Annotated in this window: 27 protein-coding genes; 19 read left to right on the top strand and 8 right to left on the bottom strand. The window is 70.9% G+C overall.

Going from position 1 to position 24528, the window contains the following annotated elements; translation table 11 throughout:
- Positions 1 to 62: 62 nt before the first annotated feature.
- A complete protein-coding gene (locus R0232_RS28335; RefSeq protein ID WP_296778887.1) occupies positions 63 to 815 on the top strand; it encodes a response regulator transcription factor in 753 nt (250 codons plus the stop codon).
- Between the two features lie 19 nt (positions 816 to 834).
- On the opposite strand, the gene R0232_RS28330 is transcribed toward R0232_RS28335, so the two are convergent.
- Positions 835 to 1053 (bottom strand): hypothetical protein, encoded by a 219-nt coding sequence (locus tag R0232_RS28330; protein ID WP_431510243.1) that lies wholly within the window; start codon positions 1051 to 1053, stop codon positions 835 to 837.
- Positions 1054 to 1082: 29 nt separating this feature from the next.
- A complete protein-coding gene (metG, locus tag R0232_RS28325) occupies positions 1083 to 3179 on the bottom strand; it encodes a methionine--tRNA ligase (protein ID WP_431510242.1) in 2097 nt (698 codons plus the stop codon).
- Positions 3180 to 3288: 109 nt separating this feature from the next.
- Between metG and R0232_RS28320 the strand changes: the two genes are divergently transcribed.
- From R0232_RS28320 to R0232_RS28295, 6 genes are all read left to right on the top strand, one after another.
- On the top strand, positions 3289 to 3927 hold the full coding sequence (locus R0232_RS28320; RefSeq protein WP_431510241.1) for an LpxA family transferase: 639 nt from the start codon (positions 3289 to 3291) through the stop codon (positions 3925 to 3927).
- Complete coding sequence (locus R0232_RS28315; protein WP_431510240.1) at positions 3924 to 4289, top strand: DUF4180 domain-containing protein; 366 nt, start codon at positions 3924 to 3926, stop codon at positions 4287 to 4289. Before R0232_RS28320 ends, R0232_RS28315 begins: the two co-directional genes overlap by 4 nt.
- A gap of 112 nt (positions 4290 to 4401) precedes the next feature.
- Positions 4402 to 5433, top strand: coding sequence for an isocitrate/isopropylmalate dehydrogenase family protein (locus R0232_RS28310; protein WP_431510239.1), 1032 nt, complete (start codon positions 4402 to 4404; stop codon positions 5431 to 5433).
- Positions 5434 to 5460: 27 nt separating this feature from the next.
- Positions 5461 to 6189 (top strand): phosphodiester glycosidase family protein, encoded by a 729-nt coding sequence (locus R0232_RS28305; protein WP_431510238.1) that lies wholly within the window; start codon positions 5461 to 5463, stop codon positions 6187 to 6189.
- Between the two features lie 31 nt (positions 6190 to 6220).
- Positions 6221 to 6901 (top strand): YceH family protein, encoded by a 681-nt coding sequence (locus R0232_RS28300; protein WP_261213931.1) that lies wholly within the window; start codon positions 6221 to 6223, stop codon positions 6899 to 6901.
- 62 nt (positions 6902 to 6963) lie between these two features.
- Entirely contained in the window at positions 6964 to 7320 is a 357-nt protein-coding gene (locus R0232_RS28295) for a hypothetical protein (protein WP_431510237.1), read from the top strand.
- On the opposite strand, the gene R0232_RS28290 is transcribed toward R0232_RS28295, so the two are convergent.
- Entirely contained in the window at positions 7317 to 8531 is a 1215-nt protein-coding gene (locus R0232_RS28290; protein ID WP_431510236.1) for a patatin-like phospholipase family protein, read from the bottom strand. The two genes, R0232_RS28295 and R0232_RS28290, sit on opposite strands and share 4 nt — an antisense overlap.
- A 76-nt stretch (positions 8532 to 8607) precedes the next feature.
- Between R0232_RS28290 and apbC the strand changes: the two genes are divergently transcribed.
- From apbC to R0232_RS28275, 3 genes are all read left to right on the top strand, one after another.
- Positions 8608 to 9699, top strand: a complete 1092-nt coding sequence (gene apbC, locus R0232_RS28285) for an iron-sulfur cluster carrier protein ApbC (RefSeq protein WP_208509252.1) — start codon at positions 8608 to 8610, stop codon at positions 9697 to 9699.
- A gap of 349 nt (positions 9700 to 10048) precedes the next feature.
- Complete coding sequence (locus R0232_RS28280) at positions 10049 to 10996, top strand: LysR family transcriptional regulator (RefSeq protein ID WP_208509251.1); 948 nt, start codon at positions 10049 to 10051, stop codon at positions 10994 to 10996.
- A 164-nt stretch (positions 10997 to 11160) separates the two neighbouring features.
- Entirely contained in the window at positions 11161 to 12852 is a 1692-nt protein-coding gene (locus R0232_RS28275) for an OFA family MFS transporter (protein WP_431510235.1), read from the top strand.
- Positions 12853 to 12886: 34 nt separating this feature from the next.
- On the opposite strand, the gene R0232_RS28270 is transcribed toward R0232_RS28275, so the two are convergent.
- Positions 12887 to 13462 (bottom strand): hypothetical protein, encoded by a 576-nt coding sequence (locus R0232_RS28270; protein WP_208509249.1) that lies wholly within the window; start codon positions 13460 to 13462, stop codon positions 12887 to 12889.
- A 170-nt stretch (positions 13463 to 13632) separates the two neighbouring features.
- On the opposite strand from R0232_RS28270, the gene R0232_RS28265 reads away from it, so the two are divergent.
- Entirely contained in the window at positions 13633 to 13980 is a 348-nt protein-coding gene (locus tag R0232_RS28265) for a winged helix-turn-helix domain-containing protein (RefSeq protein ID WP_057592932.1), read from the top strand.
- A complete protein-coding gene (tsaA, locus tag R0232_RS28260) occupies positions 13977 to 14474 on the top strand; it encodes a tRNA (N6-threonylcarbamoyladenosine(37)-N6)-methyltransferase TrmO (protein WP_093340905.1) in 498 nt (165 codons plus the stop codon). The genes R0232_RS28265 and tsaA overlap by 4 nt, the downstream gene beginning before the upstream one ends.
- Here the strand turns inward: tsaA and R0232_RS28255 are convergent.
- On the bottom strand, positions 14471 to 15115 hold the full coding sequence (locus R0232_RS28255) for a nitroreductase family protein (RefSeq protein ID WP_431510234.1): 645 nt from the start codon (positions 15113 to 15115) through the stop codon (positions 14471 to 14473). The two genes, tsaA and R0232_RS28255, sit on opposite strands and share 4 nt — an antisense overlap.
- A gap of 2 nt (positions 15116 to 15117) precedes the next feature.
- Entirely contained in the window at positions 15118 to 15408 is a 291-nt protein-coding gene (locus tag R0232_RS28250; protein ID WP_256222344.1) for a hypothetical protein, read from the bottom strand.
- A gap of 192 nt (positions 15409 to 15600) precedes the next feature.
- Here R0232_RS28250 and modB point away from each other — a divergent pair, with 192 nt between their 5' ends.
- From modB to R0232_RS28235, 3 genes are read left to right on the top strand one after another with little or no spacing between them, the layout of a single operon-like run.
- Entirely contained in the window at positions 15601 to 16284 is a 684-nt protein-coding gene (modB, locus tag R0232_RS28245; protein WP_208509246.1) for a molybdate ABC transporter permease subunit, read from the top strand.
- A gap of 18 nt (positions 16285 to 16302) precedes the next feature.
- Positions 16303 to 17067, top strand: a complete 765-nt coding sequence (modA, locus tag R0232_RS28240) for a molybdate ABC transporter substrate-binding protein (protein ID WP_431510233.1) — start codon at positions 16303 to 16305, stop codon at positions 17065 to 17067.
- A complete protein-coding gene (locus R0232_RS28235) occupies positions 17064 to 17855 on the top strand; it encodes an ABC transporter ATP-binding protein (protein ID WP_431510232.1) in 792 nt (263 codons plus the stop codon). The genes modA and R0232_RS28235 overlap by 4 nt, the downstream gene beginning before the upstream one ends.
- A gap of 6 nt (positions 17856 to 17861) precedes the next feature.
- Here R0232_RS28235 and R0232_RS28230 read toward each other — a convergent pair whose 3' ends face one another.
- Entirely contained in the window at positions 17862 to 18722 is an 861-nt protein-coding gene (locus tag R0232_RS28230; protein WP_431510231.1) for an NAD(P)H-binding protein, read from the bottom strand.
- 109 nt (positions 18723 to 18831) lie between these two features.
- On the opposite strand from R0232_RS28230, the gene R0232_RS28225 reads away from it, so the two are divergent.
- From R0232_RS28225 to fdhD, 4 genes are all read left to right on the top strand, one after another.
- On the top strand, positions 18832 to 19746 hold the full coding sequence (locus R0232_RS28225; RefSeq protein WP_208509243.1) for a LysR family transcriptional regulator: 915 nt from the start codon (positions 18832 to 18834) through the stop codon (positions 19744 to 19746).
- A gap of 111 nt (positions 19747 to 19857) precedes the next feature.
- Positions 19858 to 22215 carry an FdhF/YdeP family oxidoreductase gene (locus tag R0232_RS28220; protein WP_431512933.1) on the top strand — a complete coding sequence of 786 codons (2358 nt, stop codon included), beginning with the start codon at positions 19858 to 19860 and terminating at the stop codon, positions 22213 to 22215.
- 14 nt (positions 22216 to 22229) lie between these two features.
- Positions 22230 to 22526 (top strand): hypothetical protein, encoded by a 297-nt coding sequence (locus tag R0232_RS28215; protein ID WP_431510230.1) that lies wholly within the window; start codon positions 22230 to 22232, stop codon positions 22524 to 22526.
- Between the two features lie 62 nt (positions 22527 to 22588).
- Positions 22589 to 23497, top strand: coding sequence for a formate dehydrogenase accessory sulfurtransferase FdhD (gene fdhD / locus R0232_RS28210; RefSeq protein ID WP_296778841.1), 909 nt, complete (start codon positions 22589 to 22591; stop codon positions 23495 to 23497).
- Here the strand turns inward: fdhD and mnmH are convergent.
- Positions 23431 to 24501: a tRNA 2-selenouridine(34) synthase MnmH gene (gene mnmH / locus R0232_RS28205; protein WP_431510229.1), complete on the bottom strand. Its 1071-nt coding sequence runs from the start codon at positions 24499 to 24501 to the stop codon at positions 23431 to 23433. The two genes, fdhD and mnmH, sit on opposite strands and share 67 nt — an antisense overlap.
- Positions 24502 to 24528: the final 27 nt, after the last annotated feature.

Below are 24528 nucleotides of genomic sequence, written 5' to 3'. Positions count from 1 at the left end.
AGATGAACGATGCGGGAATCTCCGCGCCCCGCGCGGACGGGGCGCGCCTAAGATCGCGCCGCATGGCGCAGCAGGCTTTTCCGTCGGTGTCGGGCGTTCCCGCCGAACAGCTCGGTGCGATGCTGCTCGGCCTCTATCCGCTGGCCGCCGAGCCCGAGCGGCTGGGCGCGGGCGCGCTGCTCGACTGGCTGGCGCGCCACATCGCCTTCGACGGCGCCTGGTTCGGCCGCTCGCTGTTCGAGTCCGGCACCCTGCGGCCGCAGGGCGGCCACACGCGCGGCCTGGCGCCCGATTTCGTGAACGACTGGTGCCGCGTGCGGCACATCGATCCCGTGGTGCCGGCCGCCATGGCGCAGCCCGGCCATGGCGTCGCGCTGGCCGCGCACGAGCTGCCGCCCGTGGCCTCGATGCGCGCCTTCGCGGCCGACCATGGCATCGGCCAGGCGCTCAGCGTGATCGTGCCCGCGCCCGGTTCGCCGTGGTGGATGCACCTGTCGCTCTACAGCCGCGAGGCGGCCGGCCTCGGGGCACGCGCGCAGGCGTTGGTCGAGCTGCTGATGCCGCACCTGGTGCTGGTGCAGGGGCTGGGATTGCACGAGGCGCCGATGCCGGCACCGGCTGCCCTCACGCTGCTGAGCCGCCGCGAGGCCGAGGTGGCGCGGCTGTTCGCGCAGGGGCAGAGCTACAAGATGGTGGCGCGCACGCTCGGCAGCTCGCCGGCCACGGTGCGCCATCACCTGCGGCAGGTCTATGCCAAGCTGGGCGTCACGAGCAAGGTGCAGATGGCGCGGCTGGTGGGCGCGCAGGCCGCATAGGCCCGAACGCGGCGCCCATCTACTTATCGCCGTCGGGAATCACCGCATCGGCCGCCGCGCCCACCGCCTTGCCGGTGATGCGCGCGGTGCCGATCGCCGCGTCGGCCGCGAGGCCCACGGCGCCCGCGGTCACGCTGGCCGCGGTGCTCGCCACCGAGACCACCGCGCAGCCGCCGAGCACGGCCAGCAGCGCCGCCGCGAGGGTGGCGCGAAAGAAAGTCGGCAGCGGTGTCGTCATGGCGGGACCTCTTCGGGAGAACGCGGGATTCAGCGCACGCGCATGCCGGGCGTGGCGCCGGGCCAGGGCTCGAGCACGTGGATGCCCGGCTGGGCCTTCTCGTCGGCGTGGCTGGCGGCGAGCACCATGCCTTCGCTGACGCCGAACTTCATCTTGCGAGGCGCGAGATTCGCGACCAGCACCGTGAGCTTGCCCACCAGTTGTTCCGGCTGATAGGCCGAGGCGATGCCGCTGAACACGTTGCGGGTCTTGCCTTCGCCGGCGTCGAGCGTGAGGCGCAGCAGCTTGGTCGAGCCCTCGACCTTCTCGCAGGCCACGATCTTCGCGATGCGCAGGTCGATCTTCACGAAGTCGTCGATGCCGATGGTGGGCGCGATGGCCTCGCCGCCGGGCAGTGCATCCGCCGCCGGTGCGGCGGCGGGGGCGGCCACCGGCTCGGGCGCGTCGAACAGCTGGTCGACCACCTTGGCGTCGGCACGCTGCATCAGGTGCTTGTACTCGCCGATCGCATGGCCCGCGGGCAGCGCCTGCGCGGCGTCGGTCCACTCGAGCGGCGCGATCTTGAGGAAGGCCTCGACGTTCGCGGCCAGCGCCGGCAGCACCGGCTTGAGGTACAGCGTGAGCAGGCGGAAGGCCTCGATGCAGACCGTGCACACGTCGTGCAGCCGCGCCTCGGCGCCTTCCTTCTTGGCCAGTTCCCAGGGCTTGTTCTGGTCGACGTACTCGTTGACCTTGTCGGCCAGCGCCATCACCTCGCGCAGCGCGCGTGCGTAGTCGCGGCCGTCGTAGAGCGCGTGGACCTCGCCGGCCGCCTCGCGCAGCGCGAACAGCAGCGCGTCGCCATCGGCCGACACCTCGCCGAGCTTGCCGCCGAAGCGCTTGCCGATGAAGCCGGCCGCGCGGCTCGCGATGTTGATGTACTTGCCCACCAGGTCGCTGTTGACGCGCGCGACGAAGTCCTCGGGGTTGAAGTCGATGTCCTCGTTGCGGCCGTTGAGCTTGGCCGCGATGTAGTAGCGCAGCCATTCGGCGTTGAGGCCGAGCGACAGGTACCTGAGCGGGTCGATGCCGGTGCCGCGGCTCTTGCTCATCTTCTCGCCGCTGACCGTGAGGTGGCCGTGCACGTAGACCGCGTCGGGCGCCTTGCGGCCGCTGAAGTGCAGCATCGCGGGCCAGAACAGCGTGTGGAAGGTGATGATGTCCTTGCCGATGAAGTGCACCTGCTCGAGCTCGGGGTCGGCCATGTACTCGGTGTACGAGATGCCGTCGCCGCCCAGCTCGATGCAGCGCTTGTCGAGCAGGTTCTTGAGCGAGGCCAGGTAGCCCACGGGCGCGTCGAGCCAGACGTAGAAGTACTTGCCCGGCGCATCGGGGATCTCGATGCCGAAGTAGGGCGCGTCGCGGCTGATGTCCCAGTCGCCGAGGCCGCCCTTGCCCTCGTCGTCCTTGTAGAGCCACTCGCGGATCTTGTTCTGCACCTCGGGCTGCACGTGGCCGGGCGCGGCGGTCCATTCCTTGAGGTAGGCCTCGCAGCGCGGGTCGGACAGCTTGAAGAAGAAGTGCTCGGAACTGCGCAGCTCGGGCTTGGCGCCCGACAGCGCCGAGTAGGGATTGATCAGCTCGGTGGGCGCGTAGACCGCGCCGCAGACCTCGCAGTTGTCGCCGTACTGGTCCTTCGAGTGGCAGTTCGGGCATTCGCCCTTGATGAAGCGGTCGGCCAGGAACATGCCCTTCTCGGGGTCGTAGAACTGCTCGACGCTCTTGGTGCTGATCAGGCCGTTGGCGCGCAGGTCGCGGTAGATGTCCTGCGCCAGCTGGTGGTTCTCGGGGCCGTCGGTCGAGTGCCAGTTGTCGAAGGCGATGTGGTAGCCGTCGAGGTACTGCTTGCGGCCCGCGGCGATCTCGGCCACGAAGGCCTGCGGCGTCACGCCGGCCTTGTCGGCCGCGATGGTGATCGCCGCGCCATGCGCGTCGTCGGCGCAGACGAAGTTGACGTCGGCACCGTTCATTCGCTGGTTCCGCACCCAGATGTCGGCCTGGATGTACTCCATCATGTGGCCGATGTGGAACTTGCCGTTGGCGTACGGCAGGGCGGTGGTGACGAAGAGCTTGCGCGGGGCGGACATCGGGGGAGGCGCTTTCGGAGTTGCGGGAGCGTCGGAAGCGACGCAGCGGGAGAACCGGGCATTTTAGGTGGCGCCGCGTCCCGGCGGGTTCGATGGCAGCATCGACCCCATGCCGCACCCCGCCGATTCCGATCTTCTCCAGGGCCACATCGCCACCCTGGCCGCCTCGCCGCTCGCGCCCTGGGCCGCGCTGGCGCCCTGGGCGCTGCCGCCGCAGGCGCCGGCCATCGTGCGCCGGCTGCTGGCGGCGCTGCCGGCCGCCGACTACGCCATCGACGGCGACGTGGCCGTGCACCGCAGCGCCACCGTCGAGCCCGGCGCGGTGCTCAAGGGCCCGCTGGTCGTGGGGCCGGGCTGCTTCATCGCCGCGGGTGCCTACCTGCGCGGCGGCAACTGGCTCGATGCGCGCTGCAGCATCGGGCCGGGCGCCGAGCTCAAGTCCTCCTTCGTGTTCGCGGGCACCGCGCTCGCGCACTTCAACTTCGTCGGCGATTCGGTGCTGGGCGCGGGCGTCAACCTGGAGGCCGGCAGCATCGTCTGCAACCACCGCAACGAGCGCGCCGCCAAGGAGATCCTGGTGCGCGGCGCGGACGGCACGCTGCGGCCCACCGGTTGCGAGAAGTTCGGCGCCCTGGTCGGCGACGGCGCGCGCATCGGCGCCAACGCGGTGATCGCGCCGGGCGCGCTGCTGGCGCCGGGCCGGGTCGTGGCGCGGGCATCGCTGCTCGACCAGGAGATCGCGCCATGAACGCGTCCGCCCGCCACGCGCTGCTGGTCCACGGCCCGGCGCGCATCGTCGAATGGACCGACCCGCTGACCGACGCCCGCGAGGCCACCGACGTAGTCGGCGCCTGCTTCGAGCACGACACCGACCGCGTGCTGCTCGACGAGGCCGTGCTGCCGCCGGCCTTCTTCGCGCTGCGCACCCGCTTCGCGGGCGAATTCCTCGAGAAGCTGCAGACCTACCGCCTGCGCGCGGCCGTGGTGGTGTCGCCCGCGGCCGACCATGGCGAGCGCTTCGCCGAATACCTGCGCGAGGCCCGCCAGGGCCGCTACTGCCGTTTCCTCGACAGCCGCGAGGAGGCGCTGGCCTGGCTGGCCCGCGAATGACCCTCGCGGCGCCGGGCCTCGTCAAGGCGGTGCCATGGGCCCGGCGTTATTCTTCGGCCTCCGCGCGCCCCGGCGGCCGCGACTCCCCATTCCTCGACCAAGGGCGCCCCTCATGACCACCCCCATTCCCGCAACCCTGATCCCCGGCGACGGCATCGGCCCCGAGATCGTCGACGCCACGCTGGCCGCGCTCGACGCGCTGAAGGCGCCCTTCGAATGGGACCGCCAGATCGCCGGCCTGGGCGGCGTCAAGGCCTCGGGCGATCCGCTGCCCGCGGCCACGCTCGACAGCATCCGCCGCACGCGGCTCGCGCTCAAGGGCCCGCTCGAGACGCCCTCGGGCGGCGGCTACCGCTCGTCGAACGTGCGGCTGCGCGAGGAGTTCGAGCTCTACGCCAACCTGCGCCCGGCGCGCACCATCATCCCGGGCGGTCGCTTCGACAAGATCGACCTGATGGTGGTGCGCGAGAACCTCGAGGGCCTGTACATCGGCCACGAGCACTACGTGCCGATCGACGGCGACCCGCACGCCGTGGCGATGGCCACCGGCATCAACACGCGCCAGGGCAGCCGCCGCATCCTCGAGTACGCGTTCCAGACCGCCGTGGCCACCGGCCGCAAGAAGGTCACGATCGTGCACAAGGCCAACATCATGAAGGCGCTCACGGGCATCTTCCTCGAGACCGGCCTCGACCTCTACGAGAAGAAGTACAAGGGCCAGTTCGAGCTCGACACGGTCATCATCGATGCCTGCGCGATGAAGCTGGTGCTCAACCCGTGGCAGTTCGACATGCTGGTCACCACCAACCTGTTCGGCGACATCCTGTCCGACCTGGTGGCGGGCCTGGTCGGCGGCCTGGGCATGGCGCCCGGCGCCAACATCGGCATCAATGCCGCGATCTTCGAGGCGGTGCACGGCTCGGCGCCCGACATCGCGGGCAAGGGCATCGCGAACCCGATCGCGCTGATGCTCGCGGCCGCGCTGATGCTCGATCACTGCAAGCTGCCCGAGCTCGCCACGCGCCTGCGCCAAGCCATCGACGACACGCTCAACATCGACCAGGTGCGCACCGGCGACCTGGGCGGCAGCGCCGGCACCGAGGCCTTCACGAAGGCGCTGGTGGCGCGCATCCAGAACGCCTGAGGCCGCGCGCGCCGGCCGACGATCCCGATGCCCAGGCGCCTGCTGTGGCTGTCGATGCTGGTGGCGGGGCTCGTGCTGGGCCTGGCCGCGTCGGCGCGCGCCGAGCCGGCGCGCTACACGGTTGTGCGCGTCGACCTGCGCAAGGAGCGGCTCTCGCTGTTCCTCAACGACGACAGCGGCACCGCCTTCAAGCGCTTCGACCGGCTGCAGGCCTGGCTGGCCGAGCGCGGGCGCCGGCTCGACTTCGCGGTGAATGCCGGCATGTACCACGCCGACTTCGCGCCCGTGGGCCTGCTGGTGCGCGAGGGCCGCGAGGAGTCGCCGCTCAACCTCGAGGCCGGCACCGGCAATTTCTTCCTCCGGCCCAACGGCGTGTTCCTGGTCTCGGACGAGGGCCCGCGCGTGATCGAGTCGTCGGAGTATCCGGCGCTCGCGCCGCGGCTGCGCGGGCTGTCGATCGCCACCCAGTCGGGCCCGCTGCTGCTGCGCCATGGCGCGGTGCATCGCTCGTTCATCGTCGACTCGCCCTCGCGCAAGATCCGCAACGGCGTCGGCGTGTCGGGCCACACGGCGATCTTCGTGCTCAGCGAGACGCCCGTGAACTTCCACGAGTTCGCGCTCTACTTCCGCGACGTGCTGCACTGCCGCGACGCGCTCTATCTCGACGGCACCGTCTCGGCCCTGCATTCGACCGCGCTGGGGCGCAGCGACTTCGTGCGCGAGCTCGGGCCCATACTCGCGGTCGTTTCGCCCTGAATCCCGTTCCCCTTCGTTTTCCTGCCGAGCCATGACCACTGCGCTGCCCGTCCTGTCCCTTGTCGAAACCCGCGTCCTCGGCGTGCTGGCCGAAAAGCAGCGCACCGTGCCCGACAGCTATCCGCTGACGCTCAACGCGCTGGTGTCGGGCTGCAACCAGAAGACCAGCCGCAATCCGGTGCTCGAGCTCAGCGAGTCGCAGGTGCAGGCCGCGATCGACAGCCTCAAGGGCTACAGCCTGGTGGCCGAGACCAGCGGCGGCCGCGCCTGGCGCTACGAGCACAACATCGACCGCGTGCTGCGCATTCCCTCGCAGTCGGTGATCCTGCTCACGGTGCTGATGCTGCGCGGCCCGCAGACCGCGGGCGAGCTGCGCATCGCTTGCGACCGCATGCACAACTTCGCCGACATCTCCTCGGTCGAAGGCTTCCTCGACGAGCTGTCCGAGCGCTCGGCCGGCGCACTGGTGGTGAAGCTCGCACGCCTGCCCGGCGCGCGCGAGAGCCGCTGGGCGCACCTGCTGAGCGGCACGCCGGCCGAGGAGGCCGCGCCCGCGGGCGGCTACGAGGCGCCGCGCGCCGCGCACGATGTCTCGCTGGGCGAGGTGGCGGCGCTCAAGGCCAACGTGGCGCGGCTCGAGGCCGAGGTGGCGCAGCTCAAGGCGCTGCTCGGGCGGGTGTGCTCGGAGCTCGGGATTTCCGACGCGGGCTGACGCCCTGGCGCGCGGCGCGGGCGATCGGCTATCGTGAGCTCCCGCATTTCAGACGAAGCCGCATGACGTCGATCTGTCCCCACTGCCGCCAGCCCGGCATCGCGAACCTGGCCAAGCGCTGGTCCAGCCGGGGCGCGCCCGCGACCTGCCCGCACTGCGGCGGCTTCTCGCACGTGCTGGCCAGCACCAGCAGCGGGATCACGATGGGCGGCGTCCTGATCGTGGTGCTGTTCGCGATCGCGGCGGGCGCATCGGGGCAGTGGGTGCTGATCGTGCCCGGCATCGCGCTGGCGATCGCCCACAACCTGTGGGCCTGGCGGCGGGCAAAGCTCTATCCGATCGCGCGCGACAGCGTCACCCATGCCAGGGCCGCCAACGGGCTCATCGCCGGCCTGCTGGTGCTGCTCGGCCTGAACTAGGCCTGCGGCACGGGCTGCATCGCCTCCTCCCAGCCGAAGAAGCGCAACACCTCCTCGCGCTGCCGCATCGCATCGGCATGCCCGAGCGCCATCAGCTCGCGCGTGTAGCCCGACTCGAACAGCAGGTAGCTCGCGAGCGCGCCGCCCTTGACGTCGGCCGCGACCTGCGAGCCGCCGAGCAGGTGGCGCACGGCGCCGGGCAGGGCGTCGACGTGGCGCGCGGCGATCACGTCGAGGCGTTCCGAGGGCGAGATCACCAGCAAATCGATCGGGCGCAGCGCGCTCGCGGCGCGCGCCTCCTCGGGGATCAGGCCCAGCGTGTGGTTGATGCGGCGCAGGCGCTCGATGTCGACCGCGAGCGCGTCGAGGAAGATGCTCGACAGCGCATGGCCCGCGATCTGCGCCATGGTCGGGTAGCCGCTGTGGGTGTTGGGCGCGGGCGCCTCGCGCGGCTCGTGCATGCGGCCCGCGCCGATCACCACGATGCGCTGCGCGCCCAGGTGGATGGCCGCGGCGATCGGGGCCGACTGGCGCATCGAGCCGTCGCCGAAGTACTCGGTGTGGCCTTCCATCGGCAGCGCCGTGGCGGGGAACACGAAGGGGATCGCGGCCGAGGCCAGCAGGTGGGCGTGCGAGATGCGGCAGCCCACCGACAGCCGTTGCGAGCGCACCCAGGGCTCCATCGGCGTGCCCGATTCGAAGAAGGTCACGTGCTCGCCCGAGCTGTAGCTCGAGGCCGTGACCGCCAGCGCCTGCAGGTGGCCCTGCTGCATCAGCTTCGGCAGGCGGTCCAGCGGTACCATGCGCTCGAGCATCTCCGACAGCGGCGTGTTGTCGAGCAGCGAGCGCGGCTTCACGCGCATCCAGTTGGCCGCGAAGCGCCCCAGGCCCAGCAGCATGCGCCAGCGCGCGCCGCTGCCGATGACCGAGAGCGAATCGGCCCGATAGACCTGGCCGGCGCGAAACTCGCCCCAGAACTGCGCGATGTGGGCCACCACGGCATCGAAGTCGTCGGCGCCGCAGGCCAGCACGGCCGCGTTGATGGCGCCGGCCGAGGTGCCGGTGATGACCGGGAAGGGGTTGCCGCCACCGGCGGCGCCGGCCGCGCGCCGGATCTCGGCGATGGCCTGCAGCACCCCCACCTGGTAGGCGGCGCGGGCGCCGCCGCCGGTGAGCAGCAGGCCGGTCGTCGCGGGGCTTGTCTCTGGCATTTTTCGGTTATTCGAAGCGTTGGGAGTCGGCCCCGACGGGGCGCACTAGACTACCCGCCTTCCAGGAGTTAGATCAATGGCCATCACCCCCGAGGCGATCTCGAACGCCCTCCAGAGCGTCGCAGACCCCAACACCGGCAAGGACTTCGTGTCCACCCGCGCGCTCAAGAACCTGCAGATCTCGGAGGGCGACGTGTCCTTCGACATCGAGCTCGGCTATCCCGCGAAGAGCCAGCATGCGGCGCTGCGCAAGGCGCTGGTGGCCGCGGCCAAGACGGTGCCGGGCGTGGACAACGTGTCGGTCAACATCACGACCAAGGTCATCAGCCACGCGGTGCAGCGCGGCGTGCAGCTGATGCCCAACGTGAAGAACATCGTGGCCGTGGCCTCGGGCAAGGGCGGCGTGGGCAAGAGCACCACCGCGGCCAACCTGGCGCTGGCGCTGGCGGCCGAGGGCGCGCGCGTGGGCCTGCTCGACGCCGACATCTACGGCCCGAGCCAGCCCATGATGATGGGCATCGAGGGCCGCCCCGAGAGCGTCGACAACAAGACCATGGAGCCGCTGGAGAACCACGGCGTGCAGGTGATGTCGATCGGCTTCCTGGTCGACGCCGACCAGGCCATGATCTGGCGCGGCCCGATGGCCACGCAGGCGCTCGAGCAGCTGCTGCGCCAGACCAACTGGAAGGACCTCGACTACCTGATCGTCGACATGCCCCCGGGCACCGGCGACATCCAGCTCACGCTGAGCCAGCGCGTGCCGATGACCGGCGCGGTGATCGTGACCACGCCGCAGGACATCGCGCTGCTCGACGCCAAGAAGGGCATCAAGATGTTCGAGAAGGTCGGCGTGCCGATCCTCGGCCTGGTCGAGAACATGGCGGTGCACGTGTGCTCGAACTGCGGCCACGTCGAACACATCTTCGGCGCCGATGGCGGCAGGAAGCTGGCCGAACAGGACGGCATGGCCTACCTGGGCGCGCTGCCCCTGTCGATCGACATCCGGCTGCAGGCCGACAGCGGCAAGCCCACGGTGGTGGCCGATCCCGAGGGCGAGATCGCCGGGCTCTACCGTGCCGTGGCGCTGCAGGTGGCGGTGGGCATTGCCGAGAAGGCCAAGGATTTCTCGGCGAAGTTTCCGACGATCACGGTCAGCAAGAGTACCTAGGATGGGTTGCGCGGGGGCGATGGGTTGCGCTTCTTGCTGCCGGGGGTACGGCTGGGAGCGGGCTCACGCCGACGGGGTACTCCCCTCCGCGAATGTCCCCCGGCCTTCGGCCTCCTCCTTTATTTCGCTGCGGGGAGTACCCCATCGACGTGAGCCTGGGGCAGGGCGGTTGAACCGGCCCGCACAACGACTGCGCCTCCGTGCACAGGGCAGTGGGTGCTTCCCGCAGCGAAATAAAGGAGGAGGCCGAAGGCGGGGGACATTCGCGGAGGGAAGTACCCGCTGTCCTGTGCACGCGCCCCGAACAGCAGCACCCCGAACAACAGCGCCTGAAAGCAAGGACAGCGAGATGAACCTACTCGCCTCCATGCGCTACCTCGTAGCCCTCAGCGAACACAAGCATTTCGGCCGCGCCGCCGCCGCCTGCCACATCACCCAGCCCGCGCTGTCCAACGCCCTGCGCGCACTCGAGTCCGAATTCGGCGTCGTCATCGTCAAGCGTGCCCGCGTCTACGTCGGCCTCACGCACGAGGGCGAACGCGTGCTCGCCACCGCTCAACGCATGCTGCGCGACAACGAGGTGCTGCTGCAGGAATTGCGCAGCGAGGCCGGCGAGCCGCGCGGCAGCCTGCGCATGGCGGCCGTGCCCACGGCGATACCCATGCTCTCGCGCTTCGCGGCCATGCTGCACCAGCGCCATCCGGGCATCGTGCCCGGCGTCATCTCCATGAGTTCGCAGGAGCTCGAGACCGGCCTCGAGAGCCTCTCGGTCGATCTTGCGCTCGGCTACACCGAGCGCATGCACATGCCCGGCATCAAGCTCACCGCCTGGCCGCAGAGCATCGAACATTACTTCCTGCTGCGCCGCGCCGCCGTGCCCTCCGACGACCAGCTGCGCATCGGCAAGCCCCTGGCCTGGTCCGAGGCCGCGACGCTGCCACTTTGCCTGCTCACGCCCGACATGCACAACCGCGCCATCGTCGACCAGGCGCTGCGCGAGGCCGTCGGCACCGTCGTGGCGCCGGCCATCGAGACCAACTCCGTGCTCGCGCTCGTGCTGGCCGTCATCGCCGGCAAGGTCAGCAGCGTGCTGCCCGGCGCCATGGTGGCGGCCGTGCGCAGTTACCGCGAGCTCGAGGCCCTGCCGCTGGTGGCGCCCGAGGTTCGCACCCCCATCGGCTTCATGACCCAGGACGGCGTGCGTGCCTCGCGTGCCCTCGAGGCCGCGCTGGCCTTCCTGCAGACGCCCGAGTGGCTCGCCCAGGCCGCGCTGCACAGCGGCACGCTGGGCGAATAGCGGCATAAGGGCGACGGGAGGGGCGACAGGAGGGGCGGTGGCCCCATTTAGTTCTTGAATCGGCCCATGCGCCGATCGAATTTGACGGCGCACCGCTCGCCGACCACACTCCCGCCGCCGGAAATCCAACAGTTCGTTTCAAAGATCCGGCAACAAGGAGTGTTATGGCAGGTTCAACTGCAGGCGTTCTCGAGGGAGATCGCATCCAAGGCTCGGGCGCAGCGCCCGGCTTCCTCGACAAGGAACGCATCATCGCCGGCCCCGGCTACAACCGCTGGCTGGTCCCGCCTGCAGCATTGGCCATCCACCTGTGCATCGGCATGGCCTATGGCTTCTCGGTGTTCTGGCTGCCGCTGTCGAAGGCGCTCGCCACCGCCGGCACCGGCGCCCAGGCCTGCGCGCGCGACATGAGCTTCTTCGCCGAGCTGTTCGCCACCCACTGCGACTGGCGCGTGGCCACGCTGGGCTGGATGTACACCCTGTTCTTCGTCTTCCTCGGCTGCTCGGCGGCCCTGTGGGGCGGCTGGCTCGAACGCGCGGGTCCGCGCAAGGCCGGCGTGGTGTCGGCCCTGTGCTGGTGCGGCGGCATGCTGCTGTCGGCGCTGGGCATCCACCTGCACCAGTTCTGGCTCATGATCCTCGGCTCGGGCGTCATCGGCGGCATCGGGCTGGGCCTGGGCTATATCTCGCCGGTCAGCACGCTGATCAAGTGGTTCCCCGACCGCCGCGGCATGGCCACCGGCATGGCCATCATGGGCTTCGGCGGCGGCGCGATGATCGGTTCGCCGCTCGCGGTCGACCTCATGAAGCGCTTCTCGGACGCCCACGACGTCGGCGTGATGCAGACCTTCGTCGTGATGGCGATCGGCTACTTCGTCTTCATGATGGCCGGCGCGCTCGGCTACCGCGTGCCGCCCACGGGCTGGAAGCCGGCCGGCTGGACGCCGCCGCCCGCGCAGACCAGCAACGCCATGATCACGCAGCGCCACGTGCACGTGAAGAAGGTCTGGGGCATTCCGCAGTTCTGGCTCGTGTGGCTGGTGCTGTGCATGAACGTGAGCGCCGGCATCGGCGTGATCGGCATCTCCTCGCCGATGCTGCAGGAAGTGTTCGGCGGTGCGCTGATCGACCTGCCGGCCAAGTTCGGCGAACTCGACAAGACCCAGCTCGCGGCCATCGCGGTCGTGGCCGGCGGCTTCACCGCGCTGCTGTCGCTGTTCAACATCGGCGGGCGCTTCGTCTGGGCCAGCCTGTCCGACAAGCTCGGCCGCAAGCTCACCTACACCGTGTTCTTCGTGCTCGGCGCGGTGCTCTACGCGAGCATCCCCTCGTCGGCCGGCGCGGGCAGCAAGCTGCTGTTCGTGGGCGCGTGCTGCGTCATCGTCTCGATGTACGGCGGCGGCTTCGCCACGGTGCCGGCCTACCTGGCCGACCTGTTCGGCACCCAGTTCGTGGGCGCCATCCATGGCCGCCTGCTGACGGCCTGGGCCACGGCCGGCATCCTCGGCCCGGTGGTCGTGAACTACATGCGCGAATACCAGCTCGGCCTGGGCCTGCCGCGCGAGCAGGTCTACAACCAGACCATGTACATCCTCGTGGGCATGCTGGTGATCGGCTTCATCGCCAACCTGCTGGTGCGCCCGGTGGCCGACAAGCACTTCATGAGCGACGCCGAACTCGCCATCGAGAAGAAGCTCGCGCACGAGAAGGCCGCGGCCTCCGAAGTGGGCGAGGGCTCGGGCCGTGCCGACACGGTGAGCCCGGCGGTCGTGGTGCTGGCCTGGGCGGCGGTGGGCATTCCGCTGGCCTGGGGCGTCTACAAGACGCTGATCAGCGCGGCCAAGTTCTTCCACTGAACCCCCGCCGGGGCCCGCGGCCCCGGTCTCATCGTCAGCGCCCCGAAGGCTGCGCCGCGAACACCTCGATCGCGGCCAGCCGCGCCACCGAGCGGCCCGGCTTCTGGTCGCCGGCCACCACCAGGCGCGCCGCGCCGTTGCGGCCCAGCGGCGTGCCGTTGCGCGCATAGGCCAAGAGCGCCGTCCTGTTGCCGAACTCCGGCGACATCTCCCCCAGCGACACCACCGCGCGGTAGCCGTCGCTGCCGATGGCCACCACGTACATCGACAGCAGCGGGTTGCGCACGCGCGCATCGGCCTGCAACCCGACCGCGGGATCGTTGAGCAGCGACCACAGGCTCACGCCCGTGTAGGTGTCGGCACCGACCGTGAGCGTGGTCGCGGGCATGGCGCGCAGCTCGGCGAGGTCGAAGCGCGCGCGCTTGTGCACCGCCCCCGAGACCGTGAAGGCCGGCGAGGCCTCGTCGCTGGCCGAGGGACCATGGCCCGTGGCCGCGGCCGGTGCGGTGGGCGGCGTGCCGGCGCAGCCCGCGAGCAGGGCGACGATCGCGGCGATGCCGAGCAGCCGGCGCGTGGTGCTGCCGCGGGCTTCGAGGGACAGGGGGCGCATGGTTCGATTCCTCATCCGATAGCGGGCCGGCGTGGGTCGGCCCTGGCGCTGTGTTCATTCTGACATGACGACTTCGACGGGCGAGGCCGCGCCATCGGGTAATCCGGCGGCCGGCCCGGTCGCCGCATCGTTTACCCTTCTCGCCCACGTCCGCGCTTTTTCCGTCCGCCATGAAATCCAAAGTCCAGTTCCGCCTGCGCGTCTACCGCGACGACGTCATCGCCATCGGCCCCGGCAAGATCGCCGTGCTCGAGGCCGTGGCCGAGACCGGCTCGATCTCGGGCGCGGCCCGGCTCCTGGGCATGTCGTACCGGCGCGCCTGGATGCTGATCGACGAGATGAACCATGCGCTGAGCTCGCCCGCGGTGAACACCGCCGCCGGCGGCTCGCATGGCGGCGGCACCGCGCTCACGCCCGTGGGCGAGGAGATCGTCAAGCACTACCGCGCGATCGAGAATGCCGCGCGGCTGGCCACGGCCGCCGACATCCGCGCGCTCACGCGGCTGCTCGCGCCATGAGCGCCGAAGCGCGCGACGAGATCGTGCTGCGCCCCGTGGGCGTGGTGCGCAGCCGCTTCACCGAGGCCACCGGCATGCCGATCCAGACCGCGGGCGCGCCCGAGGAGACGGGCCGCGTCGAGGTCCATCCCGAATTCGCGCCGGGGCTGCGCGACATCGAGGGCTTCGACTACCTGATCCTGATCACGCGGCTGCATGCCTGCGAGAACGAGAAGCTCGAGGTCGTGCCCTTCCTCGACGATGCCTCGCACGGCGTCTTCGCCACCCGCGCGCCCGCGCGGCCCAACCGGCTCGGGCTGTCGATCGTGCGGCTCACGGCGGTGGAGGGCCGCATCCTGCACTTCAGCGGCAACGACATGATGGACGGCACGCCGGTGCTCGACATCAAGCCCTACGTGCCGCGCTTCGACGTGCGCGAGACCGAGCGCGTGGGCTGGTTCGGCGCGCGGCTCGAGCGCTTGCCCGAGACCCGCTCCGACGACCGGATGCGCTAGCCGGCTTCCGGCGGCGGCAGCGCGCCGGGCGACGCCACCCACGGCGCCTCGCCCTGCCAGCACGACCACACGTTCTGCGACAGCGTCTCGCGCGGCTGCGGCGGTGCTTCCGCGATCGTGCCCACGCTGATGAAGCCGACCAGTTCCTCGCCGGGCTGCACGCCGAGCTGGCGTGCCAGCGTCTCGTCGAAGCAGCGCTCGCCGCTCAGCACGATCGCGCCGTAGCCGAGCTGGTGCGCCGCGCTCAGGATGTTGCCGAGCGCCGCGCCGGCACTGAGCCACTGCTCGCGCGCGGGCACCTGGCTGCGCGGGCGCGGCGAGACCACGAAGGCCAGCAACAGCGGCGGCCGGGTCGCATGTTCGCGCGCGCGGCGCAGGTCGACCGGGCTCGCGAGCGGATCGCGGCGCAGCTTCTCCTGTTCGAAGCAGTCGGCCAGCGCCTCGCGGCTCGCGGGCCTGAACTCGATCACGCGCCAGGGGTGCAGCGCGCCATGGTCGGGCGCGCGCAGGCCGGCCTGCAGCAGACCGTCGAGTTCCTCGGGATTGGGACCGGGCGGCCGCAGCCGGCGCGGCGAGACCGAACGCCGCGTCAGCAGCACTTCGAGGATGCGCTCGGCACCCGTCATGTGGCGCCACCTCATGGTCAGCGCTGCGGTTCCCCGTGTTCGAGCCGCTCGACCCAGGCGGCCTTGCGGCGCAGCACCTCGCCGATGTCGTGCGCGTCGGCCTGGCCGACCAGGAAGGACTGGCTCTCGCCGCCCGGCGCCACGATCGACAGCACCACGCCGCCGTCGTCGTCGAGCGTGCGCTCGACGCGCCATTCCTGGACCTGCGTCACCTGGCGCAGCTCGGGCCGGCCGGAGATCGAGCGGACAACGGTGTCGTGGGCTGAGGCGCGCATGGTCGGCGGTCGGTCGGGGTCCTCGTGGGACATGGGGTGGATCTCGCGCCGCGGCCCCGGGGGTGGAAGGTCTTCGACGCTGTATCTGCCAGTATATGGAGGAGCCCCTGGATGTGCACCCTTCGCACCCCCGATGCACACTGGATTTACCCTAATAACACCTGGAACCCTTGTTCCATCGCCGAGCCGCGCCGGCGCGTCATGCAACAATTGCGCCGTATCTTCATGAACACGACGCAATCGCTCATCACGCAGACCGACTGGCATCCGCTGGTGCTGTCGATCCAGGTCGCCAGCGTGGCGACGCTGCTCGCGCTGGTCGTCGGGCTGGCGCTGGGCTGGCTGTTCGCGCGCAAGCGCTTCTGGGGCCACAGCGTGCTCGAGGCGGTGTTCATGCTGCCGCTGGTGCTGCCGCCCACGGTCATCGGCTACGGCATCCTGGTGGTGGCGGGCCGGCGCAGCCCGCTCGGCGCCTGGCTGCGCGAGCACTTCGACTACACCATCATCTTCAGCTGGCACGGCGCCGTGGTGGCCTCGGCCGTGGTCGCGCTGCCGCTGGTGCTCAAGTCGGCCAGCGCCGCCTTCGCGGGCGTCGACCGCTCGCTCGAGGCCGCGGCCAGCACCTTGCGGCAGTCGCGCTTCTCGGTGTTCGTGCGCGTCACCCTGCCGCTGGCCTGGCCCGGCATCCTGGCCGGCACGCTGCTGGCGTTCGCGCGCGCCATGGGCGAATTCGGCGCCTCGCTGATGGTGGCCGGCTCGATTCCGCAACAGACCCAGACCCTGTCGATGGCGATCTACGACGCCGTGCAGGCCGGCCACGACGACCTCGCGCTGCTGCTGGTGATCGTGACCTCGCTGCTGTCGATCACGGTGCTGGTGCTGTCCAACCGTTTCTTTTCCCTTCGCTGATTCATCCAGGAGCTTCGCATGCGTTCCATCCGCGCCTTGTCGTCCCTCGCCCTCGCTTCCGTCCTCGCCCTGGCGATTCCGATCGGGGCCGCCGCGCAGCAGATCACCGTCTCGGCCGCGGCCAGCCTGACCGATGCCTTCAAGGAGATCGGTCCCAAGTTCGAAGCCGCCAAGGCCGGCACCACGGTGCGCTTCAACTTCGCCGCCTCGGGCGTGCTGCTGCAGCAGATCGGCCAGGGCGCGCCGGTCGACGTGTTCGCGAGCGCGGACCAGGAGACCATGAACCGCGGCGTCGAGCAGAAGCACATCGACACCGACACGCGCAAGAACTTCGTCAGCAACAGCCTGGTGCTGATCGAGCCGTCGAAGGACGGCGTGGGCGTCAAGAGCCTGCAGGACCTGGCCGGCCCGGCCGTGAAGAAGATCGCCGTGGGCAAGACCGCCACCGTGCCGGTCGGCCGCTACACCAAGCAGGTGCTAGCCGCCGCCAACCTCTGGACCACGCTCGAGCCCAAGTTCGTGCAGGCCGACAGCGTGCGCCAGGTGCTCGACTACGTGGGCCGCGGCGAGGTCGAGGCCGGCTTCGTCTACCGCACCGACGCGGCCGTGATGGGCGACAAGGTCAAGATCGTGCTCACGCCCAGCGGCAACAGCCCCGTGACCTACCCGATCGCCGTGGTGGCCGAGAGCAAGCAGAAGGCCGTGGCCAAGGATTTCATCGATTTCCTCTCGAGCGACGCGGCACAGGAGGTGCTCACGCGCTATGGTTTCGGCAAACCATGATTGATGTCGATCTGAAGCTCACGGTCACCGACGGCAGCCGCCGCTTCGACCTGGCCGCGCGCTTCTCGACCGACGTTCCCTTCGCCGCGCTCTACGGTCCCTCGGGGGCCGGCAAGTCGCTGACCCTGCAGGCCATCGCCGGCCTGCTGCGCCCCGCGGGCGGCCACGTGCGGCTCGACGGCCGCACGCTCTACGACGCCGCCGGCGGCATCGACGTGCCGGCCCCCGAGCGGCGCGTGGGCTACCTGTTCCAGAACTACGCGCTGTTCCCGCACCTCTCGGTGCGCGAGAACGTGGCCTTCGGCCTGACCTCCTGGCGCCGCCGGCGCCTGCCGAGCGAGGAGGCCGACAACGTGCAATCGCTGCTCGATCGTTTCGGCCTGGCCGCGCTGGCCGACAGCCGGCCGCAGAAGCTCTCGGGCGGCCAGCAGCAGCGCGTGGCGCTGGCGCGCGCGCTGGCCTGCCGGCCGCAGGTGCTGCTGCTCGACGAGCCCTTCGCCGCGCTCAACCCGATGCTGCGCGCCGAGCTGCGCGAGGAGCTCGCCGAGGTGCGCCGCGCCTGGGGCATCCCGGTGCTGATGATCACGCACGACATCGAGGACGTGCTCGCGCTGGCCGACGTGGCCTTCGTCTACAAGGACGGCCAGGTGGTGCGCGAGATCGACCTGCACACCGCCGAGAGCCGCGAGCTCTCGCTGCGCGAGGCGGCGGGCGTGCCGGTCGTCGAGGACACGCCGCTGCGCAGCAAGCTGCGCGGGCTGCTGATGCAGGACGCGCCGGGCGCCTGAGCTGGCTCAGCCGGCCACGAGCTGGCGCACCACCTCCTCGAGCGTCACGCGCCCCTTGCGCACCGAGGCATCGTCGCCCTCGAACGCGATCCAGCCCTCGTTGAAGCCGTCGAGCATCTGGATGCGCGGCACCGGGTCGCGCATGCCCTGTTCGCGGAACAGCGCGCCCCAGGTCTGGCGCGGCACGGCCTCGGCTTGCACCGGCCGGCCGAGCACGCGCGCGAAGGTGGCGGCGATCTCGTGCTGCGTCACGCGCGCCGGGCCCTCGAGCTCGACCACGCGCCGGCCCTGCCAGTCCTCCTGAAGCAGCTCGGCGGCCACGCGGCCCACGTCGAGCGTCGAGACCATCGGCACCGGCCGATCGAGCGGCTGCAGGAAGCCGGGCAGCACGCCGCGCTCGCGCGCCGGTGCCACGTCCCAGGCCAGGTTGTCGAGGAACCAGGCCGGCCGCAGCAGCGCGAGCGGCAGCGGCAGGGGCGACAAGCTTTCCTCCATCAGCGAGCGCTGGCTCAGCAGGTTCGGCTGCGTGGCCTGCGCGCCGACGGTCGAGAGGCAGACCACGCGCGCGGGCCGCGCCGCCTCGAGCGCCTGGCGCACGGCCGCGATGACCGCGCGCGCCTCGGGAAAGCCCGGCAGCGGATCGAAGCACGGCGGCGGCAGCACGAACACGCCGGTGCAATCGGCGAAGGCGCGCGCCAGCGCGTCGGCGTCCTCCATCTCGGCGACGGCGACCTCGCAACCGAGCGCGGCCCAGGGCCGGGCCTTGTCGGCATCGCGCACGACGGCGCGGACTTTCTGGCCCGAAGCGAGCAGGGCGCGCGCGGCGGCGCCGCCGACCTTGCCCGTGATTCCAGTGATGGCATGCATGTGATTTCTCCTTGAACGAATGCGACGGGGTGAATGCTAGGAATCGCAAGCCTTTGAGTAAATGCCGGGCAGCTCATATCATTCGTGACTCCAAATCACGGATGAACCCATGGCCCTCGATGGACGACTGCTTTCCAACGTCAGCGTGCTGGCTGCCGTCGTCGACAGCGGCAGCTTCGCCAAGGCGGCCGATGCGCTGGGCGTCACGCCCTCGGGCGTGAGCCGGGCCATCGCGCGGCTCGAGGCGCGCATCGGCGTGCGGCTGCTCGACCGCACCACGCGCTCGCTGGGCCTGACCGACGAGGGCCGCGAGCTCTACGCCAGCATCAATCCGCTGGTGCTCGGGATCGAGGACGCGGTGACGCGCGCCAGCGGCTCCGCGGGCGCGGTGCAGGGCCGGCTGCGCGTCAACGTCGACGCCTTCACCTCGCGGCTGCTGCTGGCGCCGCACATCCACCGCTTCGTCGAGCGGCATCCGCAGCTCTCGCTCGAGCTCATCGCGCGCGACCAGCTCGGCGACCTCGTGGGCGAGGGCTTCGACATCGCGCTGCGCTTCGGCACGCCGCCCGCCTCCTCGCTGGTGGCGCGCAAGCTGATCGAGACCCGCGTCGCGACCGTGGCCGCGCCCGGTTACCTCGCGCGCCATGGCCGGCCCGCGAAGCCGGCCGAACTCGCCCGGCATGTCTGCATCCAGGTGCGCGATCCGCTGACCGGCCAGCCCTTCGCCTGGGAATTCCGGCGCGGCCGCAAGTCCATCGAGGTGCCGACCGCGGGCCGGCTGCTGCTGACCGATCCCGGCACCATCCTCGGCGCCTGCGTCGCGGGCGCGGGCATCGCGCAGATCAAGGCGCTGGGCATCCAGGAACTGCTCGACGCCGGGCAACTGGTCGACCTCTTTCCCGACTGGCCCGACGAGCGCTTCTCGCTGCACGTGCTCTATCCCTCGCGCCACCTGCCGGCCGCCAAGGTGCGCGCCTTCATCGGCTTCGTCGAGGAGCTGCTGGCGCCGCGCGCTGCGGGCTGAACCGGCCCGGCGCGGGCCCCGTCATTTCCGTTTTGAATCGGAGCATGTCCCGATTCAATTTGACGCTCCCGGCGCGCGCGGCGAACACTCGGTCGCATGAGCATTGGCGATATCGGCGAACAGAAGATCGAGTTCTACAAGGGCCCCGCGGGCGGCTGGGGCGCGTTGCGCAGCGTGAAGAACACGCTGCTGCGGCAGGACATTCCCCTCAAGGGCGCGAAGACCTTGCTGTCGGCCAACCAGCCCGACGGCTTCGACTGCCCGGGCTGCGCCTGGCCCGACCGCAACCATGCCTCGACCTTCGAGTTCTGCGAGAACGGCGTGAAGGCCGTGGCGGCCGAGGCCACCGCGCGCCGCGCCGGTCCCGAGCTGTTCGCGAAGCACACGGTGGCCGAGCTGATGCAGCAGAGCGACTTCTGGCTCGAGGACCAGGGCCGGCTCACGCACCCGATGGTCTACGACCGCGCGAGCGACAGATACCGCCCGATCGAATGGGACGCGGCCTTCGAACTGATCGCGCGCCATCTGAACGCGCTGCCCGATCCCAACCAGGCCATCTTCTACACCTCGGGCCGCGCCAGCAACGAGGCCGCCTTCCTCTACCAGCTGTTCGTGCGCGAGTACGGCACCAACAACTTCCCCGATTGCTCGAACATGTGCCACGAGCCCAGCGGCAGCGGCATGCGGCCGCAGATCGGCGTGGGCAAGGGCACGGTCACGCTCGACGACTTCGACAAGGCCGACGCGATCTTCATCTTCGGCCAGAACCCCGGCACCAACCATCCGCGCATGCTCGGCGAGCTGCGCGCGGCCTCGAAGCGCGGCGCGCGCATCGTGAGCTTCAACCCGCTGCGCGAACGCGGCCTCGAGCGCTTCCAGGATCCGCAGAGCAAGCTCGAGATGGCCACGCTGGGCTCCACGCCGATCAGCACCCACTACTACCAGCTGCGCGTGGGCGGCGACTTCGCAGCCCTCAAGGGCATGATGAAGCACGTCGTCGAGCGCGACGACCGAAGCATCGCCGCCAGCGGCGCCTCGCTGCTCGACCGCGAGTTCATCGCCACCCACACCACCGGCTTCGAGGCGCTGGCGGCCGACCTGCGCGCCGAGTCGTGGGAGCTGCTCGAACAGGAGTCGGGCCTGTCCGAGGCCGACATCCGTGCCGCGGCCGAGGTCTACCTGGGCGCCAAACGCGTCATCGCCTGCTGGGGCATGGGCATCACGCAGCACCAGCATTCGGTGGCCACGATTCAGATGATCGTCAACCTGCTGATGCTGTGCGGCCACATGGGCCGCGAGGGCGCGGGCGCCTGCCCGGTGCGCGGCCACAGCAACGTGCAGGGCGACCGCACCATGGGCATCTGGGAGAAGCCGCCGGCCGCGCTGCTCGACCGGCTGCAGCAGGTGTTCGGCTTCGAGCCGCCGCGCGAGAACGGCTTCGACACCGTGGAGGCGATCCAGGCCATGCTCGACGGCAAGGGCCGCGTGTTCTTCGCGCTCGGCGGCAACTTCGCGGCCGCCACGCCCGACACCTACCAGACCTGGAAGGGCCTGCGCCAGTGCGACCTGACGGTGCACGTCGCGACCAAGCTCAACCGCAGCCACGTGGTGCACGGGCGCGAGGCGCTGATCCTGCCCTGCCTGGGCCGCACCGAGATCGACATGCAGGCCGCCGGCGCGCAGGGCGTGACGGTGGAGGACTCGATGAGCATGGTGCACATCTCGATGGGCATCAACCCGCCGGCCTCGGAGCAGCTGCTGTCGGAGCCCGCCATCGTCGCGCGCCTCGCGGCCGCCACGCTCGGTGCGCGCAGCCGCACGCCGTGGCTCTGGATGATCGAGGACTACGCGCGCATCCGCGACAAGATCGAGGCCGTGTTCGACGACTTCGCGGACTTCAACACGCGCGTCGCCACGCCCGGCGGCTTTCGCCTGCGCAACACCGCGAGCGAGCGCGTGTGGAACACGCCGCAGCACAAGGCCGTGTTCTTCACCCATGCCGTGCCGACCGACACGCCGGTGCACCGCGCCCGCGCGCGCCACGGCCGCAAGGGCGACGCGAAGGTCTTCACCCTGCTGACCACGCGTTCGCACGACCAGTACAACACCACCATCTACGGCATGGACGACCGCTACCGCGGCGTGTTCGGCCAGCGCCGCGTGGTGTTCATCCATGCCGAGGACATCCGCGCGCTGGGCTTCAAGGACGGCGACTGGGTCGACATCCTCACGGTGTGGGACGACGGCCAGGAGCGGCGCGCCGACCGCTTCAAGCTGGTGGCCTACGACATCCCGCGCGGCAATCTCGCGGCCTACTACCCCGAGACCAATCCGCTGGTGCCGCTGTCTTCGGTGGCCGAGAACGCGGGCACGCCGACCTCGAAGTCGATTCCCGTGATGCTGGTGGCGCATCTCGCGCAGGCCGAGGAAGGCCCGGCCTCGGTCACGGGCGAAGAGGTCGCGGCCTGAGCCTCGCGCGCGCCATGTCCGACGCAACGAACGACGCCCTGCCGCTGCCCGCCGCGATCCTGCTCGCGCTGGCCGAGTTCGAGGCCGAGGGCCTGGAGAGCGTCTCGCTGCCGCGCCTGGGCAAGCGGCTGGGCCAGGGCGCGAGCGTGCTGATGCGCCAGCTCGCGCTGATGGGCGACGCGGCCCTCGGCGGCGTGCCGGGGCCGGGCTGGGTCGCGGTCGAGCGCGACGGCGAGCGCTGGCTGGCGCGCCTGAGCGACGCCGGCCGCGCGCTGGCCGAATCCCTCGTCAGCGACGCGCCCGCCGCCTGAACGCCTGGCCCGCCGCGGCGGGCAGGCCCACAATAGGCGCCCACCCCCTTCGCTTCCGCGCCATGTCCACCGACACCGAACTCGCACCGCTGCCCTCGATCTCGCGCCTGGGCGTGCGCGTCTACGGCGAGGCCGGCGCGCCGCCCGCCGGCATCGCGCGCGAGGACACGCTGGCGGCGGAGGTGCCGGTGGCGCTGGTGTTCAACGGCATCTCGCATGCCGTGATGATGGCCACGCCGCAGGAGCTCGAGGACTTCGCGCTGGGCTTCGCGCTCAGCGAGGGCATCCTCGACAGCGCCGACGACTGCCGCGGCATCGAGGTCGAGGCGGTCGATGCGCACGATGCCGGCCTGCCCGAGGGCATGCCCGGCGTGGAGGTGCGGCTCGAGATCTCCACGCGCGCCTTCGAGCGGCTCAAGGGCCGCCGGCGCAGCCTCGCGGGCCGCACCGGCTGCGGCGTCTGCGGCGTCGAGAGCTTCGCCGCGCTCGACCTCGCGTCCGAACGGCTGCCCGCGCACGACTGGCTCGCGCGCATCGACCTGCCCACCGTGCTGCGCGCCTTCGCGGCGCTGCCCGCGCGCCAGCTGCTCAATGCCAGCGCCGGCGCGATCCATGCCGCGGGCTGGGCCACGCTCGAGGGCGAACTGGTCGAGGTGCTCGAGGACGTGGGCCGCCACAACGCGCTCGATAAGCTGCTGGGCCGGCTCGCGCGCACCGGGCGGCTCGGCGAGCCGGGCTTCGTGGTGCTGTCGAGCCGCGGCAGTCACGAGCTGGTGCGCAAGTGCGCGCGGCTCGGCATCGCGGCCATGGCCACCATCTCGGCGCCGACCGCGATGGGCGTGCGCATGGCCGAGCTCAGCGGGCTGCGGCTGTGGGGGCTGTGCCGCGCGCCGCGCGGCGTGCTCTATGCCGACGGGCTGGCGCCGCCCTCGAGCGCGCGCACCGCGTCGGCCAGCGCCTCGATGCCCTGATCGCCGAGGTCGGCCGCGGCCACGCGGCGCCGGGTGGCCCAGGTCTTGAAGTGGCGCTCCTGCGACTTCTCGTAGTGGGGGTCGTAGTGCAGCGCCATCAGCTCGGCGAAGAGCAGCGGCAGCTGCGCCTCGTGCGCCCACTGCTGCCAGCGCGCCACCGTCTCCTTGCCCTGCAGTTCCTTGAGCAGGCCGAGCTGGCCGGCCAGCGCCGCGCGGTCGTCGCCGAGGTAGGCGTAGTCGCGCAGCAGGTAGGCCAGCCGCGCCTCGGGCGTGGCCACCACCTCGATGCAGGGCGCGGCGCGCATCTTCGCCACCAGGGACAGCGGCAGCGAGAGCCGGCCGATGCGGATGCTCTCGCCCTCGACGTACAGCGGGCGCTGCAGGTCGATGCCTTCGAGCACCGTCGCGATGCGGGTCTCGAAATGCTTCTGCGAGGGTTGCGCCACGCCCGGCAGCGAACCCAGCAGCGAGCCCTTGTGGTGCGCGAAGTCCTCGAGGTCGAGCACCTGCTCGCCGCGCGCGGCCAGCGCATGCAGCACGCGGGTCTTGGCGCTGCCGGTGGCGCCGCAGACCACGCGCAGGTCGAGCCGCGGCGTCAGCGCATCGAGCTGCGAGATCACGTGGCGCCGGAAGCTCTTGTAGCCGCCCGCGAGCTGCTGCGCGTCCCAGCCCACCAGCCGCAGCCAGGTCACCATCGAGCCGCTGCGCATGCCGCCGCGCCAGCAGTAGACCAGCGGCTTCCACTTCTCGGGCCGGTCGGCCAGCGTGTCGCGCAGGTGCCGCGCGATGTTGGCCGCGACCATCGCGCCGCCGATGCGGCGCGCCTCGAAGGCGCCGGTCTGCACGTAGACGGTGCCGACGATGCGGCGCTCCTCGTCGTCGAGCACGGGGCAGTTGATGGCGCCCGGGATGCGGTCGAGCGCGAACTCGGCCGGCGAACGGGCATCGATGATCGTGTCGAAGGCGTGGCGGTCGACGACCCGCACGGGCTGGCGGTGACTCATGGCGGGAACCTCATGCCCCCGATTGTC

Origin of the sequence: Variovorax sp. DAIF25 (assembly GCF_050711835.1) — a bacterium.
Classification (GTDB): domain Bacteria; phylum Pseudomonadota; class Gammaproteobacteria; order Burkholderiales; family Burkholderiaceae_C; genus Variovorax.
The sequence above is the reverse complement of the archived record's forward strand: the minus strand, read 5'-3'. Positions and strand labels throughout refer to the sequence as shown.

Bases quoted from the DNA above. Each gene is read 5' to 3' on its own strand.
- R0232_RS28335 (WP_296778887.1), top strand. From the start codon at position 63: ATGGCGCAGCAGGCTTTTCCGTCGGTGTCGGGCGTTCCCGCCGAACAG.
- R0232_RS28330 (WP_431510243.1), bottom strand. From the start codon at position 1,053: ATGACGACACCGCTGCCGACTTTCTTTCGCGCCACCCTCGCGGCGGCG.
- metG (WP_431510242.1), bottom strand. From the start codon at position 3,179: ATGTCCGCCCCGCGCAAGCTCTTCGTCACCACCGCCCTGCCGTACGCC.
- R0232_RS28320 (WP_431510241.1), top strand. From the start codon at position 3,289: ATGCCGCACCCCGCCGATTCCGATCTTCTCCAGGGCCACATCGCCACC.
- R0232_RS28315 (WP_431510240.1), top strand. From the start codon at position 3,924: ATGAACGCGTCCGCCCGCCACGCGCTGCTGGTCCACGGCCCGGCGCGC.
- R0232_RS28310 (WP_431510239.1), top strand. From the start codon at position 4,402: ATGACCACCCCCATTCCCGCAACCCTGATCCCCGGCGACGGCATCGGC.
- R0232_RS28305 (WP_431510238.1), top strand. From the start codon at position 5,461: ATGCCCAGGCGCCTGCTGTGGCTGTCGATGCTGGTGGCGGGGCTCGTG.
- R0232_RS28300 (WP_261213931.1), top strand. From the start codon at position 6,221: ATGACCACTGCGCTGCCCGTCCTGTCCCTTGTCGAAACCCGCGTCCTC.
- R0232_RS28295 (WP_431510237.1), top strand. From the start codon at position 6,964: ATGACGTCGATCTGTCCCCACTGCCGCCAGCCCGGCATCGCGAACCTG.
- R0232_RS28290 (WP_431510236.1), bottom strand. From the start codon at position 8,531: ATGCCAGAGACAAGCCCCGCGACGACCGGCCTGCTGCTCACCGGCGGC.
- apbC (WP_208509252.1), top strand. From the start codon at position 8,608: ATGGCCATCACCCCCGAGGCGATCTCGAACGCCCTCCAGAGCGTCGCA.
- R0232_RS28280 (WP_208509251.1), top strand. From the start codon at position 10,049: ATGAACCTACTCGCCTCCATGCGCTACCTCGTAGCCCTCAGCGAACAC.
- R0232_RS28275 (WP_431510235.1), top strand. From the start codon at position 11,161: ATGGCAGGTTCAACTGCAGGCGTTCTCGAGGGAGATCGCATCCAAGGC.
- R0232_RS28270 (WP_208509249.1), bottom strand. From the start codon at position 13,462: ATGCGCCCCCTGTCCCTCGAAGCCCGCGGCAGCACCACGCGCCGGCTG.
- R0232_RS28265 (WP_057592932.1), top strand. From the start codon at position 13,633: ATGAAATCCAAAGTCCAGTTCCGCCTGCGCGTCTACCGCGACGACGTC.
- tsaA (WP_093340905.1), top strand. From the start codon at position 13,977: ATGAGCGCCGAAGCGCGCGACGAGATCGTGCTGCGCCCCGTGGGCGTG.
- R0232_RS28255 (WP_431510234.1), bottom strand. From the start codon at position 15,115: ATGAGGTGGCGCCACATGACGGGTGCCGAGCGCATCCTCGAAGTGCTG.
- R0232_RS28250 (WP_256222344.1), bottom strand. From the start codon at position 15,408: ATGTCCCACGAGGACCCCGACCGACCGCCGACCATGCGCGCCTCAGCC.
- modB (WP_208509246.1), top strand. From the start codon at position 15,601: ATGAACACGACGCAATCGCTCATCACGCAGACCGACTGGCATCCGCTG.
- modA (WP_431510233.1), top strand. From the start codon at position 16,303: ATGCGTTCCATCCGCGCCTTGTCGTCCCTCGCCCTCGCTTCCGTCCTC.
- R0232_RS28235 (WP_431510232.1), top strand. From the start codon at position 17,064: ATGATTGATGTCGATCTGAAGCTCACGGTCACCGACGGCAGCCGCCGC.
- R0232_RS28230 (WP_431510231.1), bottom strand. From the start codon at position 18,722: ATGCATGCCATCACTGGAATCACGGGCAAGGTCGGCGGCGCCGCCGCG.
- R0232_RS28225 (WP_208509243.1), top strand. From the start codon at position 18,832: ATGGCCCTCGATGGACGACTGCTTTCCAACGTCAGCGTGCTGGCTGCC.
- R0232_RS28215 (WP_431510230.1), top strand. From the start codon at position 22,230: ATGTCCGACGCAACGAACGACGCCCTGCCGCTGCCCGCCGCGATCCTG.
- fdhD (WP_296778841.1), top strand. From the start codon at position 22,589: ATGTCCACCGACACCGAACTCGCACCGCTGCCCTCGATCTCGCGCCTG.
- mnmH (WP_431510229.1), bottom strand. From the start codon at position 24,501: ATGAGTCACCGCCAGCCCGTGCGGGTCGTCGACCGCCACGCCTTCGAC.